This is a genomic window from Candidatus Ancaeobacter aquaticus, from assembly GCA_030765405.1.
GTDB lineage: Bacteria > Auribacterota > Ancaeobacteria > Ancaeobacterales > Ancaeobacteraceae > Ancaeobacter > Ancaeobacter aquaticus.
This window is the reverse complement of the sequence record JAVCCP010000061.1, coordinates 1-16,014: the sequence shown is the minus strand read 5'-3', so window position 1 is coordinate 16,014 and position 16,014 is coordinate 1. Positions and strand designations below refer to the sequence as shown.

Here is a 16,014-nt window from a genome sequence, read left to right as displayed (position 1 = left end):
GATAACATTTCTATAGGTTTTCCCTTAAAGCATCTGCTTTATTTCGCAGAAGTAAATCTTCAGGATTCAATTCTAATATATACTGATATTCTATCAATGCTTTCTTTTTTTGTCCAATAATCTCATAAAACTTTGCCAGCTCTATTCTATAAAACATACTTGTAGGATAATATTTTACCGCTTTTTTTAGATCTTTTTCGACGTTAGCTCTAAAACTTCCCATTTGAAAATAACTTTCTGCACGCTTATAATAATATTTTGAGGAACAGGTATTCAATTCTATTGCGCGATTAAAGTAATGTACCGCGTCTTCAGGCTTGCCTAATGATAAGCACGCCATACCTGCATAATACTGAGCAAGATCATCCGACGAGTTCCATTTCTTTGTACTTTTAAGAATATCGATGGCGCGAACATATTCTCTTTTATTGTAACATGCCAATCCCTTATTAAATAACGTATCTGCCACAATCAATCTAATACAATATCCATTTCCAAGAATAAATAGCACAACTGCACATGAAATCAGTATCTTTTTTATCCTATCCCCAGTGATTTTCTTTACCGTGGTACTCGCCATGTTATCGGTGAGGATTGCCAAAAGAAAAAATGCCGAGAGAGCTAGTGCCGGTATATAAAAATCGAAATCAATACAACTGTGAAGAACAAATCCGGTTAATCCGAGAAATGCACCAAAACGTATTATATCATTATGTGAAGCCAGTCCATTTTCTTTAAAATGTCTTAACCCTTCTCTCAACCCTAGGATCCATATCGACACAAATACGATACATCCTCCAATGCCGGATTCGGCCCATACTTGAAGATAATTATTGTGCGCAAATTGTGTCTCCTCTGCAGCAAGCATTTTATATTGAGCATAGACACTGCCGTATGATCCTGGTCCGTATCCAATGAACGGCTTATGGATGATCATAACAAGAGTGCTCCATAAATACTCCATGCGTGCTTTCAGAGAAAGAACTTTGACATACTGAAAGAATTCTGCCCTCTTTACCATTAGCAGGATAAAACATGACAAAACAAGCACACTCAAAATTAACAAGGATAATTTTAAACACATACGTTTATTAAAAAGATACACGCTAAAGAGTATCACTAAGATAAAAACAACATAACCACCCTGAGATTGCGTCAAGATCAGGTTAACAAATTGTACAATCGGATATATGAGAATAAGCACACCAGTAGCAACTTCCACTCCTGCAATTTTCAAGATTCCTCCAAAACCTTCAAGAAAAGGAATGCATACTGCTGCACATATCAGAGACACCAAAAGTGCATACTTAACACTATTTTCCCGCTCACTAGATTTTTTGAATCTTTGAATAAACAACAAAACCGATACCGGGATTACCATGAGCAGATACCCTGCAAACGCATTAGGATACACAAACGTTGAAAACACACGCCCACTAGAGAGCTTCCCCTGTATCCTCTCAAAGGACGCGTGACTTTTCATATATAAATCTGCCCACTCTTTCGTTTCTTGAAAACCAAAAACCCTTTGATAGATACCATAAACTGAAACAAGAATTGCGGCAGACAAAAAAACGATTAAGAATAAGTTTTTTTTATCAGCAGAATTATTCACTATAATATAGAAACAAGCTGCCCCTATAATGTTCATAGCGGTCTTGACCGCCATTTGCGTATTGACTGCATACATAAGACCGATAGCACAAATACATATAAATACACCTAGAAGCTTCGTAATGATGTTGTATTTAAAAACCATTCCTTCTGAAAGAGCCAATTTAAGCAAAAAGAATACCGCACAATTAATACATAGAATAACAAACAATTCATTTGGCCACGTGGCATATAACCAGTCAAAAAAAGATTCTGGGAGAAATGCTTTATATGAATAAATAGTCGGAAGGCCAAATTTTATCGGAGCAATAAAAAGTAGCAGAACAATATTTGATGTGAGAATTACATCTATTATTTTTTCAATTCTCTTTTTTTTCATCTTTTTTTCTTTTCGCAAAATATTCAAGAAACGCGATAAGAAGCAGCACTACCACAACTTGAACGAAAATGAGTATTGCGCCAGAAGCGTGTATATACGGCAAGAGTAGTGCCGGCATACCCGCACACAGCGATACAAGATAGATAAAGAGCACTGCCCCGCGGTGTGACATCCCCAGAGAAACAAGTCTGTGAGAAAAATGATTGGTGTCACCTTCATAAATCGGTTTTTTGTTTTTTATCCTGATAAGAATTACCGATGCGGTATCATATATCGGCACTGCAAGGATAAAGAGAGGCATCAGAACAGAAAAATGAGAAGGGGCAGATTTCGAGTAGAAAGTAGAAACAATAGTTAATGCAGCAATAAAATATCCTATAAACATGCTCCCGGCATCTCCCATGAAGATCTTTGCGGGATAAAAGTTAAAGCATAAGAAACCTATCAATACGCCAATAAAAACTGCCAGCAATATGCTGACAAAATATTGATCAAGTGATGATATCGCACAGAAAAAAAGAACAGAAACAATCAGGGCGACACCCCCTGAGAGACCATCCATATTATCCAAGAGATTAAAAGCATTAATTAATGCCACAACCCACACTACGGTTATAAACACGCTAAACAAATAACTATGCACAAAGAAAGTAATCCGAATATCAAAAGCAATTAAGACTAATGCGGCACTTATTTGACCGCAGAGCTTCATTAATGGAGAAGAACCATATCTATCATCATATATGCCAATTAAGGTGATGACCATTCCTCCAATTAAAACACCTATTAACTGCGGGGCTTTCTTATAAAAACCTGGGATATACGAGATCAGTTCTCCCCCCCATAATTTCTCGCATAATGGATGCGCCCCTAGAGCAAATACACTATATGAGATAATTGTTACGATCAGAAGAATGGCCCCATAAATTCCAAGCCATCCAATACGCGGCATCATCGTCGTGTGGATCTTTCTCTTTCCGGGTGTGTCATAGATATTATATTTTTGCGATAAAAATATTGCAAAACGTGTCACCAAAAGTGATACGGCTAGAGCTCCTATACAACTGCCTCCGTAAAGCATATACCACATAGCATCCATCCATTCTTATTTTTAATGTTATTTTATGAGAGCATAATATAATTTTTCTATTTGTTCTACCATATATTCATTTCTAAAAATGGGATCAATATCATTTCTACCTTCTTTCCCCATCCGCTCTCTCAATTCTTTATTCGTGACTAGATTCGATAATGCATTTTGGAGTGCAGTGATATTCTCAGGTGGTATAAGAAAACCGTTTTTGTTATTTTTCAACACCTCCTTTGTACCATCAACATCGAAAGCAACAACAGGTTTTTTGCATGCCAGTGCTTGCGGCACAATACGCGGCAAACCTTCTCTCAACGAAGCATGTACCACAATATCTGCACAATTAATATAGCGAGGAACTTGATCTGCATTAACAAGTCCTACAAAAATAAAATTATTTTTAAGTCCATACTGATTCACGAGCGCTTGCATTTTTTCGTTTAAAATCCCCCCTCCAACAAATAAAAATATGACGTGTGGGTTTTCTTTCATGACTTCCCGCGCAGCACGAACCACATATTCGTGTCCTTTCAAATAGAATAATCGGGCAACTTTAAGAATAACAACTCCATCTTGAGGGATGCCAAGCTGATTGCGCACTGCATGCTTAATTTCATCATTTTTAACAAAGTTATCGAGATTCATCCCGCTATATATCGTAATACATTTATCTTTTGAGACCACTCCCTGCGCCACTGCCTTTTCAGTCATAATATCAGCCACGGAAATAATTTTTTTGGTAAATCGTGTTACATATCTCTCCAATAGTACATACAGCTTATTTATAACGACATGTTGATATTCATGATAAGGAAGACCATGAATGGTATGCACTATTACCTTAACACCAGCACACCGGGCAGCAATCCTTCCGATAATTCCAGCCTTCGAGCTATGCGTATGAACAATATCATATCTACCCTTTCTTAGTATCATCACAAGTTTAAGAAAAGATATAGTATCGAGAATTGGATTGATATTTCGCCTCAGTTCATCCACAACAATGGTGTTCTTGATATGTTCTTTCGCATAGGTAATCATAGTTCCTTCAGGGCCTAATGCAGGCCCCGTTATCAAGGTCACTTCAAAGTCATTTGATTGTTGTAAAAGCTCAACCGTAGAAACAGTATTCTCTTGCGCGCCCCCTTGTATTAAACGGGTAATTATGTGGCAGACCTTAATTGTGCTCATACTTTTTGTGTTTTCTTTTTATTAATGATAGATTCATACAAAACTTCAGTATTTTTGACCATGTCTACAGTATTAAATTTTTGCTCAATTTTTCTCGCTGCATTCTCTCCCAACTCTTTTCTCATTGTTTTGTTACTCATAATTTCAATAATCGTATCCGCCAGCAGTCGTGCATTGCGGGGCTTCACGAGGACTCCATCTTCCCCGCTTTTAACAACCTCAGCCACTCCACCCACATCAGTTGCGACAACTGGTTTACCTAAAGACATTGCTTCAAGCAAACTAACTGGCGTTCCTTCCCATAAAGAAGAGATCACAAATACGTCAAAAAAAGATATATAGTCAATTGCATTTGATTGAAATCCGGTAAACCGGACATTATGCAATACCCCTAAATCTTCAGCATACTGTTCTAATTCATTGTATAATTCTCCGTAACCGACAATGACAAGTTTAGCTTTATTGTTTTTCTCCGAAATATATTTAAATGCCTGCAAAAGGTATCTCAAACCTTTTGCAGGCTTTAGATTAGAAACGGTGCCAATCACCGGACTATCTGCAAGAATTCCACATTGTTCTTTTAATCTGTGCAGCATCGGCATATCACAAGGAAATGCTTTCTCAATGCCATTATTAATAATTATTATTTTATCTTCTTTTATCTTCTCTTTCTTAATTAAACGTTCTTTCCCAGCAATTGAGTTAGAAATTATCACATCACATAACCGAGCTGTTATTCGATCAAGTGCCCTATGATACCATTTACGCCAGGGATCAGTGCTTCTCTGGGTTGATATAATAACCGGCACACGGGTAACCCACCCCATAACTCTTCCCAAAATATTAGTATGGTAAAGGTAAGTATGCATAATGTGTATACGTTCTTTATTTATGAGACGCAGAAGTTTGAAAATAATAGTAACATCAAACGGCCCTCTCATTTTTAAATCATATGCGGTGATTCCGCAATTGCTAGCCTCTCTTATTAGAGTACCATCTCCAACAAGAGAACAAATAACAGGATTATATTTCTCACGATTAAGGTTCTTGGATAGCGTAAGAATCATTATTTCGGTTCCGCCAATAGAGGAATTTAAGGTGAGATATAAAATATTACGCTTGGGTTGCATACTTAGGGGTTGAGAATCAATAATACGACTATTTTTGACACCCATCTTTGGCCGTCTACTTCGTTGTTCCTTCTTGACGTACCACCAAGGGCAAGCCAGCGTCGTCACGCCTTGTATACGGCTCAAATCTAAACCTCCAAATTAGACATATTATTGATTCTCAACCCCTAGCTAAGTGACTTTCTATATATTTCGATTATGCCGGCACGATCGAGCATAGGCTGATTTTCGATATAATCTTTGCCATGGCCATACAGCTTGATTGCATCATCAGCCATCTGCCCAAAATGTGTGTCATCTATATCCAGTTCACTTAAATTAACATACTGTCCAATGTTCTTAAGCCAGTTCATAAGGGCGTCCAGCCCAATCTGTGCCGCTTCATCAATTGTGACTTGACTTATATCCTTATAAAATACCCTTTGAGCAATCGAAGCTAACCGCTCCTTACTACCGGATAACGAAAATGTCAACCATGCGTTCATAAGACATGCGAGCCCTTTACCATGACTAATATCATAATACCCACTTAAAGAGTGCTCCATAACGTGGAGAGGGAAAGAACCGCCGCGTCCCGCAGACGGCATACCGCATAAAGCAACCGTACTTGCCCACGACAGATTTTCTCTGGCTTTGATATCAGCACCATTCTTTATCGCTTTATCAAGATTCTCTATAACCGTAATCATTATACTTTCAGACATTCTGTCTGCAAGAGGACAAACATTTGTCGATGTTATATAAGGGTCAAGCACATGAGATAGAATATCGATACCTCCATCACCGGTAACAGACGCAGGACACGACAGCGTTAATGCAGGATCAACAATTGATACTACTGGAAATAATTTCGGATTAAACAATACTCCCTTTTGGTGTGTCTCCCAATTGGTAAACACCCCGCCACAATCCGCCTCTGATCCAGTCGCCGCAACGGTAGGAATCTCAATTATCGGCAATACTTCGCTGTCTATCGAAGAGGTATCACCGTGCTCATTATAAATATATGGCCATATTGGTTTACCCGATCGAGCAACAAGCGCTACCGCTTTTGCCGAATCCATAACACTGCCACCACCGAAACCAATCACCATATCACATTTATTTTTGCCTGCAATAGAACCCGCTTCATCTATTATTGTTGTGCGCGGATTTGGCTCGATTTTATCAAAAAGTATGGTATGAACCCCCTCATTCTTTAAGAGTTGAATAACCGTATCAGTAATACCAAGCTTTTTCATTGCATTTTGACCGGTAAGAAGCATGGCCAATTTCCCTATCTTACGTGCTTCTTTACCTATACGTTGAATCTCTCCAGAGCCAAAAACTATTTTAGTGGGTAAATTGAAATCAAATTTCCTCATTTAAACACCATTCATCTTGTTGTTTCATTGAAATCTAAACGCTATATTTTAAATCCATCCTCAAATTTTATCATATTAACAGGGAATGTTTCTTCCATTAGTTTTGTGTCACAAACATTATCTTTTTTCAATAGTTTGATTTGATCGCAGCTGACAGCAGGTGCTGGTATTATTTTTTCAAGCAGAGTCGCTATAGGGATCATTATTGTAGTCGGAATATGTACAATAATGCGTCTTACATCGTAATAATCAGCGATTTTTTGAATCATTTGATTAAAGGACATCTTTTCAGGACCTGCAATCTCAAATGTTTTATCCTTAACGGTATCGTCAAGTACTGACTTTTTTAAACAGATAATCAAATCACCTATGTATACTGGCTGCACAAGCGACTGTCCCGTACCTATAAAAGGAACAAAAGGTGTCCGCTGGACAAGACGAGACAGTTTTATCAACATTTTACTGTTTCGCATACCCCCATCATTACCAAAAACAAGTGATGCACGTAAAACAACATAGGGTATACCAGAGTTTCTCACCTCTTCTTCCGCCATAAATTTAGTTTTTAAATAGTCGCTTTCAGCATCCGGAGATGCCCCCACCGCAGTAAGAAGCACTATCTTTTTAGCACCTATTTTTTGACATAATGAGATAAGTGCCTTCGTCTTTTTTTTGTGCACGGTTTCAAAAGATTCTTGTTTTGATGCCACAATGCTCCCCACAAGATGGACTACTTTTTTTACTTTCCCCTGAACTTGATCAATAAGCGGATCAAGATTGAGTAAATCACCCTGAATTATTTCTGCGCCATGCGATTTGAGAAAATCAATACTTTCTTGTGGTGTGTTTTTTCTCACAAGACACAAAACTGACTGACCGTCTTGACGTAAAGATAAAACGAGATGAGACCCGATATAACCAGTTGCACCGGTAACAAGTATCATAAGAATCTCCTTTTAGGGTTTCAGAACAAATAATAGTTGATTTAAAATGTTGTAGAGGTTGAGAAGTAAAAGCTTACGAAAATGCTATCAGTCTAAAATCATTCTTTTTAGTTGTTTACGGGCGATTTCCTGTTTTTCAGAATCTTTATCGCTCGATACTTTCGGAATGCTTAACCATTGCCCCTCTTTGGACTCAGTAGTGCTTCTTGACATAAGTCTAATTATGTTGAATAAGCCAAAAAAAGATTTTCTCCTGGACATAATTTCCTCCTACTCAAATTATTAGATATATTCTCGCATAAATATCATGTTTGTAAAGAATAAAAACACCTATATCTTGATACATATACTACTATACATAATTTCGATAAGACCTTTACATTTACATTGTTGCTTTTTGTTATATTTTTGATATTCTTACATTATGAATGTATTATCGCAAAACCCATATCTTCTCGTACATATATGTTGTGCACCTGACGCCACTGTAGTTCACGAAGAACTTAAAGATCAATACAGGCTCATTTTTTATTTCTACAACCCCAATATTCATCCTCAAGACGAGTATGAGAAAAGACGTAAGGAAGTCCAAAAACTGTCCCAAATACTTAAAATCCCCCTTATATGCGATGAATATGACCCAGAGAACTGGCATGAAACCACAAAAGGATATGAATGCGAACCTGAAAAAGGTGCTCGGTGCGAACTTTGTTATCGCATTAGATTAGAAAAAGCATGTGAAACCGCCGAAAGAAAAATGTGTAACCTCTTCACAACCGTTTTATCAGTAAGCCCTCATAAGAATGCTGCACTTATCAATTCTATTGGATCAGAGCTAGTGAAAGGTAAAACGGTGGATTTCCTACCTGCTGATTTTAAGAAAAAAAACGGTTTCAAAAGAAGTATAGAATTGTCTAAAACCTACAACCTCTATCGTCAAAATTATTGCGGTTGTATTTATAGCAAACGATAACCTTTTTTATTACAAAAATTTATTGACTTAATAAAATTTAGTGGTAAAATACCCAAAATATATGAAGACAAATCACTTAACAAAAAATTTAATAATAACTGCGCTACTAAGTATTTTTACAGCCTTCAGCGTATATGCCGCTGATGATACGAATACCCTCCAGGAAGCATCCCCTACCGCCACTCCTGATGATGAGCTTGTTATCACTACCGAAGAGATGGATAACGAAAAGGATATTCAGGACGGAGCGCTTAATACCGAGATAGCTGCCAATAAGAAAAAACCTGAAGGCCCCATTAACGAAATTGGCGAAAAAATAGATCAGGAACAAGGTTTCTTGGCAAAGTTTCTCTCACAATTCCAAGAAAAAGGATACAGGCCAGAAATTGAAACTAAAGCCGAACGAGCAGGTTTTAAACGATACTACTCAGAAGGGTTAGGATTTAAAGTCACTGATTTTCTCAGCGTATCAACACGCGTTGAGTTATATGAAGAACCTATTCCTGTCGAAAGTCTTATTTTTGGACTGTACCAAAAAGCTTGGTTTACTAAGCAATGGCCTGAAAGCAACACTCACCTCGTTGATAAATATCGTAAAAGCGATCAAAAAGCTGATGTAAGACATTCATATACGCGTTCATATTCCTGGACAGGCATCGTTAAATTACATAAAGAGTTACCGCTTATTCGATACACCTATGACAGGCGCGATATGTTGGGTGTCTTCGATGAAACTATAAACGATTTTAAACTTCTCATGCAGGAGACACATGGAGTTGGACTTGAATATGCGGTGCCATTCAAGATCCCCTATGTTGGCAGAGTTATACTAAACCCTGGCTATCAACGTATTCGTTTTCATGCACGTTTAAATACGTTTGCAAGCGAAATTCGTAACCGATGGATTTTTCACTGGCTTTTTAAACACAAAGAAAATCATCCTGTTTCGAATTTCGATACATTCATGGGATACGAACATTACAGGGGCAGAGCTCTTAACACCCCGTGGATCATGAAACCATGGTCAAACCACTTTATTGTTGAAGAGCGTATGTTCTTTCCTAAGATCAGTTTGTCAGTAATTCCTGGATATCGATATACCCGTATTAATTATCGTCCTGACCCGGCACATTTTATTTTGCACGAAACATACCTAGAGTTTAACCATGACGTTAATGATAAATTGCGTATTACTCAACGAACCGACGGTAGATGGGGTGAAGTCGAACACGAGCCAAATTCATGGGTGCCATGGGAAAAAGACGTTTATCAACCACCAAAAGTAAAAGCACAATCCCTCAAAGAAACATTTACTATGAGTTATGAGATAATCCCTAATATTGATGTCTCAGCGCAATTCAATTGGTCTACGGGCTTAAAATATATACACTATGATAATATTGGTGGGGTAGTAGGTATACAGCTATTTCATCCTGGATTAATAAGAGTACGATTTGAATATTTCTACAATCGCTATTATCATCTTGATACACAAGCGGAAGGTATCGCTTTCAGGGCATTCCTCTTTCAGTAAAAACGAAGGAAGAAAGAAGACAGACGACGGACGAAAATACCTACAATTTTTTTCCCCTGCAAAACGTATCTGCTTTTCGCTCCATAGTTGCCAGCTTCGCAAAAATATGTTCATATTTTTCATCTAGAGAATTATATATTTCTTCTGCAATATAATCGCATTTGAACGCGAAATCTAGCCATGTTTGCGTTTCAGCAGCTTCTTGTTGAGCATCTGTAATCTTATTTATAAACATTGCAACATATCTACGTTTCCGCCATGATTCTGCAAGGTTTGAACATACAGACCTAGAAGATCTTCTTATTTGGTCAACTAATGAATATTTCTCACTAGCTGGAAAGCTTTTTGTTACACTATATATTTTCATTGCAGAATCAAATGCCAATTTATACACTTCAAGATCTCTAAAACTTTGAATCCTGTTCTTCATTCTTCCTTCGTCCATCGTCCATCTCCCTTCATTCTACCATATGGTGACATTTCTCTGAGACGTTCAATAATTGGTGGAAGTTTTTCTATAATAAAATCGATCTCTTTCTCATTATTATACCGACTCAAACTAAATCGTATAGATCCGTGTGCAAACGTAAACGGAACACCCATGGCTCGCATCACATGGGAAGGTTCTAATGACCCAGACGTACACGCAGACCCTGATGAGGCACATATACCAAATTCGTTTAATAAAAGAAGTATTGCTTCACCTTCAACAAATTCAAAGCTAATATTCGTTGTATTCGGTAAACGATTTATCTTATGCCCATTTAAACGTGTATCTAAACACTTCTCTAATAAATTATTTTCCAATTTATCTCTGAGATTTTTTACATTTGTATTTTCATCTTCAATAAAACTTTTTGCTAATACACATGCTTTTCCCAGGCCAATTATTGAAGAAATATTTTCAGTTCCTCCACGTCGTGACTTTTCCTGATGCCCACCTATTACAAAGGGTCTAAATTTCACTCCTTTTCTTACATATAACGCTCCAACTCCTTTTGGGGCATGCAATTTATGGCCTGAAAGAGAAAGCATATCTATGGCAGTTTTAGATACATTAAGCGGTAATTTTCCAACAGCCTGCACAGCATCCGTATGAAAAATAATACCTCTTGATTTCACAATATCTGCAATCTCTTCAACAGGAAAAACTACTCCTGTTTCATTGTTGGCATACATCACCGATACAACTGCAGTATCAGGTGTTAGCGAAGCCTTTAACTCATCAATATTAATCATTCCTTCATTATCTACGCCCAGTTCAGTAACCCTATACCCTCTCGTCTTGAGATATTGGCATAGATTCCATACTGCTGGGTGCTCCACTCTTGTTGTTATAATATGCTTCTTTTCGGATTCAGATTCAATCATGGAGAGAATAGCACTATTATCTGATTCAGTCCCACAACTGGTAAAAATTATTTCTTCAGGAGATTCCGCCCCAATAAGATCAGCAACTTTTACCCGGGCATCTTCCATTTTCTCGTGTACCTGTCCCCCAAAGCTATGCATACTCGATGGGTTACCATACAATGTGCAAAAATATGGCCTCATCTCTTCAAAGACTTCATCTGCAACACGCGTTGTGGCATTATTATCTACATAAATTTCTTTCATTGCTTCACCTCCACCACATACAGGTCATCACTGACAAACTCTTTTAATTTTACTTCTACCCATGACTTTAATGTGATCCCAGCGGAAGGACACTCTGAACACGCTCCTCGTAAAGCAACAATGACTTTATTGCTATCAACATCAACGAGCTCTATCCCTCCACCATCAGCAACTAATTTTGGTTTTATTTCATGTTCTATTGTTTCTTCTATTAATTTTATTTTTTGAATGTTAGTTAATTCTTTTTTTTCCGTTACACATACAGCCGGACCTTCTTTCTGCTTATCTTTTTCAATAACCTCTTTAATAATATTCTCAATATCATCTTTACATTTCCCGCAACCACCACCAGCTTTGCAATAATGTGTTACCTGCTCAACCGTAGTCAACTTGTTTTCACTTACAACACGCGCTATTTTTTGATCTGTCACGCCAAAACATTTACACACAATAGTTCCTTCTTCAACTCTTTCTTCAAGCACTATTCCGCGATATGTTGCTATTGCTTGCTCAAGCGCTTCCTGGCCCATTACCGAACAATGCATCTTTTCCTCAGGCAACCCACCAAGGTACTCAGCAATATCATCATTTGAGACTTTTGAAGCCTCATCAATGGTCATACCTTTAATGATTTCAGTTAAAGCCGAGCTAGACGCAATAGCACTCGCACATCCAAATGTTTGGAACTTTGCATAGAGTATTACCTCTTTTTCCTTATCAATTTTTAACATCAATTTCAACATGTCTCCACATGCAAGATTCCCTACTTCACCAACAGCATCTGCTTTTTCTATTTCTCCAACATTGCGGGGATGAAGAAAATGGTCTTTCACTTTTTTCGTATAATCCCACATATATATGAACCCTTTCGTTATGCCCTATTTTTTAAAATGTTTGGTTTTTGATAATTGTTTTTTATCAAGAAAGATAAAAAACCCTTACATCCTTTTTATCTATAGTAAGCGTGTCCCTCAATAGATATTTTTTCTTGTCTTCTATGTCAGTTAATCGTGTAAATTTGCACATACGACTTACCGTAAGTTTGCATTCTTTTTTTACAAAATTATTGTTAATAACGAACAATATATTCTTTTTTGTCTTCTTATCAACATGCATTGAGGTGAAAATTCCCGGAATAGCACTACATATATCCTCGGTGTACCCCACTTCTTTAAAGAATGTTCTATAGTTAGTACTACCATCTTCAGGAGCATAATATATTGCGCCTTTACCTATCTTAATTGAGAATACGCCTTTTGCTTTATATGTCCGCAAGTTTTTGAGTAAATCTTTAAAGAGATCATATTTCATTTCTCCAGAGATATCTACCTCTGGTAAACTGCCAAACACAATTAATTTACCGCCCGAAGCGACATATTTATATAGTTTTTCTGCAATTGGCCATTCCATAAACGGATATCCGCTATAGATCAAATACGGAGGAAATTCTTTATCATCAGTAATAGATACAATATCAAGGTCAAAACCGTAATTTGTCATAGATCGGTATATGTTCCATACATGCGGGTAATCCTCATTGAATGGCATTTTTGATATTTCTTTATGCTTGTATTCTAGGTGAACTTGTTTCTTGCCGGTAAAAAGAAAATGTTCCGTATGTGGTGCGTACCAAGCAATACCAAGCGAAGTTGTCCTTTCGAGATTTTCAATCGATAGCTTCTTCATGACACTTGTTGTTCTCTGAACAACCTTTTGGGCAGCCACTCGTATTTTCCCCCATTCGTTAATGGGTGCAAAATACCAATTATCTCTATTGACTAACATGTAATAGTTAATCCCCTTCAAGCCCGATGCAATTGCGACTAACGATGTGTAATAAAAATGTCGTTCGCTCATCACCCCTATCTGTTTGATCATAGGATCCCAGACACCACATTGGAATTCAACCGCAGTCGGAAACTTCGATATACGGCTATATATTTTGTATAGCTTGGTGAAGGCACAGTACAAATCTCCAGGCAGCATATTCTGGTAATACGTATCCATTGATGTAAGGTCGAGTATTTTCTCTAATCGCTCAAAATTCTGAGGCCAGTACCACCCAACAAGGTTAACGATAATCGGGACATCTATACCAGACTTTTTATATAGATCCGCTACGTATTTTAGATATTTTTCCGTATACCATTTACCAAACTCTATAAATAGTTTGCATTCAGCCAACGTCGTTGGAAGATGAGAGAGGTCAATATCCCTAAAACAGCAGCCCCCCCATGCAGAAGGAATATCCGGGATTGTTATCTTTGAAAAATCCTTATAGTTTTTATGTGTACTTGCATTCAATTCATTTATCGATGAAAATTTTTCCTTGCAGTACGACTTATATATATCAAGTATTTTGTCAGACCGCGCATCAGGAGAATTTTCATAAGACCCGGTAACCTCATTACAAGGCTGCAATAAAACTATGGACCCACCTTGTGTCACCAGGTACGGCTTTAAAAAAACTGAAATGCTTTTTATCCACACTTCTGAATGGGCTAAAAATTCTTTTGAGAGACGCGGATATTTGACAACATATTCAGGGGGCCCGCCATAATTCCATTCTGCGTATATATAGGGTCCCGGACGAATAATGACAGACATTTTATGTTTTGAACAAAGTTCTAACCACTTTTTTAGGTTCTTATGCTCACTTGTTTTGCCTGTAAAATCAAACGTTCCTTTTTTTATCTCATGAAAATCCCAGGGAATGTATGTAGCTACCATTGCAAACCCTAATTTTTTCATAGCATCGAAAATACTATCCCATGCGTCAGGAGGAACTCTCCAATAGTGAAACTCACCCGAAATCATCTGGATAAGTTTTCCACCTACAAATATTCCATTTTCTTTAATTTCTATTTTTTGTTTACGCGCCATAATATGTTCTTCAGATTTTGCGAGACATTGTTGCACTGCCAATATACTGTCTCAAACTTTTGGCAATGTCAAACCCGGCTGTTTCTGATATTTTCCTTTCCTGTCTTTATATGAACATTCACACACTGAATCAGATTCAAAAAAGAGCACCTGTGCAATCCCCTCATTGGCATAAATTTTTGCCGGGATGGGTGTTGTATTCGATATTTCTAATGTGGCATACCCTTCCCATTCAGGTTCAAACGGCGTTACATTGACGATAATTCCACACCGGGCATAGGTCGATTTACCAACACATACGGCAATAATATTACGTGGTATCTTAAAGTATTCTACTGTTTTTGCTAAAGCAAATGAATTTGGCGGGATAATACATTCTTTACCTTTATGTGTAATAAGTGACCTCTTATCAAATGCCTTAGGATCAACCACGGTAGAATTAATGTCAGTAAAAATACAAAATTCATCTGCAACACGTATATCATAGCCATACGATGACAAACCGTATGATATTTTACCCGCACTGACTAAAGTAGACTTAAAAGGTTTAATCATACCGTTTTTTAAAGCCTGCTGTTTTATCCATGTATCTGACTTTATAGACATAAAAAATCTCCGTTATATACAGATAATATGATATAGAAAGGTATTATATCAGGCAAGAACAAACACATGCTTCGCATGTCTTATTGTTTTTTTTATTAATACGATACCCCGACAGTATCAGGGAGAAAAGTATTCAGGTTCAATATATTCTTCATCATACGGCGGCAAAACAAACGTCATAACATCGACAAATCCACCACCAGTCCTTGTTGCAGCCCTTTCAAGCCCTTCCATAGGGCCTTCTTTTCTGAGCGCAAGTTTCGGGATTTCTGCCCATCCTAAGGCAACATTACTCACTCCACGTGACAGCTTTCCCATACAGTTATTAGATTGTTCTGCAACAACAACTGCCCCATCACCGATTCCTTCCATTACCCCTTCTGCAACCGCTAAGCTATTGTTAATAGCGATACTTAGAAAAAGGGTAATGATAGCTGCTGATAGTATTTTTCTCATGATACCCTCCTTTCATTATTCATATATTCAGACTTATTCTTTAGCCACTGTGCTCATACACTATTATACAATATAAGATACTATTTGTCAAGGCACGAGACCAAAAATCAACGATTCCGCAACAATACGCATAAGGTATGATTTTAAGCTTAATTAGAGGTTTTTAAACAAAGGGTCATATTCGCGAAAGGATTTCGCTTAAAAAATTGGATTACAAAAGACGATTATATCTA

Annotated in this window: 15 protein-coding genes; 2 read left to right on the top strand and 13 right to left on the bottom strand. The window is 37.4% G+C overall.

The features are described 5' to 3' along the window. Positions 1–10: 10 nt before the first annotated feature. The 7 genes from P9M13_08275 to P9M13_08245 all read right to left on the bottom strand — a co-directional run bounded on the left by P9M13_08275 (position 11) and on the right by P9M13_08245 (position 7,973). Positions 11–1,993 carry an O-antigen ligase family protein gene (locus tag P9M13_08275; protein MDP8263284.1) on the bottom strand — a complete coding sequence of 661 codons (1,983 nt, stop codon included), beginning with the start codon at positions 1,991–1,993 and terminating at the stop codon, positions 11–13. Continuing rightward, entirely contained in the window at positions 1,974–3,083 is a 1,110-nt protein-coding gene (locus P9M13_08270) for an MraY family glycosyltransferase (protein ID MDP8263283.1), read from the bottom strand. Before P9M13_08270 ends, P9M13_08275 begins: the two co-directional genes overlap by 20 nt. A gap of 27 nt (positions 3,084–3,110) precedes the next feature. After that, positions 3,111–4,274, bottom strand: coding sequence for a glycosyltransferase family 4 protein (locus P9M13_08265; GenBank protein ID MDP8263282.1), 1,164 nt, complete (start codon positions 4,272–4,274; stop codon positions 3,111–3,113). Then, a complete protein-coding gene (locus P9M13_08260; protein ID MDP8263281.1) occupies positions 4,271–5,404 on the bottom strand; it encodes a glycosyltransferase in 1,134 nt (377 codons plus the stop codon). Before P9M13_08260 ends, P9M13_08265 begins: the two co-directional genes overlap by 4 nt. Positions 5,405–5,571: 167 nt before the next feature. Then, entirely contained in the window at positions 5,572–6,768 is a 1,197-nt protein-coding gene (locus tag P9M13_08255) for an iron-containing alcohol dehydrogenase (protein ID MDP8263280.1), read from the bottom strand. Between the two features lie 41 nt (positions 6,769–6,809). After that, on the bottom strand, positions 6,810–7,712 hold the full coding sequence (locus P9M13_08250) for an NAD-dependent epimerase/dehydratase family protein (protein ID MDP8263279.1): 903 nt from the start codon (positions 7,710–7,712) through the stop codon (positions 6,810–6,812). 87 nt (positions 7,713–7,799) lie between these two features. Continuing rightward, positions 7,800–7,973, bottom strand: coding sequence for a hypothetical protein (locus P9M13_08245; GenBank protein ID MDP8263278.1), 174 nt, complete (start codon positions 7,971–7,973; stop codon positions 7,800–7,802). Between the two features lie 163 nt (positions 7,974–8,136). Between P9M13_08245 and P9M13_08240 the strand changes: the two genes are divergently transcribed. Further along, positions 8,137–8,685 (top strand): epoxyqueuosine reductase QueH, encoded by a 549-nt coding sequence (locus tag P9M13_08240; protein ID MDP8263277.1) that lies wholly within the window; start codon positions 8,137–8,139, stop codon positions 8,683–8,685. 61 nt (positions 8,686–8,746) lie between these two features. Next, entirely contained in the window at positions 8,747–10,219 is a 1,473-nt protein-coding gene (locus tag P9M13_08235; protein MDP8263276.1) for a hypothetical protein, read from the top strand. Between the two features lie 40 nt (positions 10,220–10,259). Here P9M13_08235 and P9M13_08230 read toward each other — a convergent pair whose 3' ends face one another. From P9M13_08230 to P9M13_08205, 6 genes are all read right to left on the bottom strand, one after another. Then, positions 10,260–10,664 (bottom strand): four helix bundle protein, encoded by a 405-nt coding sequence (locus tag P9M13_08230; GenBank protein MDP8263275.1) that lies wholly within the window; start codon positions 10,662–10,664, stop codon positions 10,260–10,262. Further along, entirely contained in the window at positions 10,646–11,836 is a 1,191-nt protein-coding gene (nifS, locus tag P9M13_08225; GenBank protein MDP8263274.1) for a cysteine desulfurase NifS, read from the bottom strand. The genes P9M13_08230 and nifS overlap by 19 nt, the downstream gene beginning before the upstream one ends. After that, positions 11,833–12,690, bottom strand: a complete 858-nt coding sequence (gene nifU / locus P9M13_08220) for a Fe-S cluster assembly protein NifU (protein MDP8263273.1) — start codon at positions 12,688–12,690, stop codon at positions 11,833–11,835. The genes nifS and nifU overlap by 4 nt, the downstream gene beginning before the upstream one ends. A gap of 64 nt (positions 12,691–12,754) precedes the next feature. Beyond that, positions 12,755–14,719: a beta-galactosidase gene (locus P9M13_08215; GenBank protein ID MDP8263272.1), complete on the bottom strand. Its 1,965-nt coding sequence runs from the start codon at positions 14,717–14,719 to the stop codon at positions 12,755–12,757. A 51-nt stretch (positions 14,720–14,770) separates the two neighbouring features. Beyond that, positions 14,771–15,325, bottom strand: a complete 555-nt coding sequence (gene dcd, locus P9M13_08210) for a dCTP deaminase (protein ID MDP8263271.1) — start codon at positions 15,323–15,325, stop codon at positions 14,771–14,773. A 117-nt stretch (positions 15,326–15,442) separates the two neighbouring features. Beyond that, on the bottom strand, positions 15,443–15,781 hold the full coding sequence (locus tag P9M13_08205; protein MDP8263270.1) for a hypothetical protein: 339 nt from the start codon (positions 15,779–15,781) through the stop codon (positions 15,443–15,445). Between the last annotated feature and the right edge of the window lie 233 nt (positions 15,782–16,014).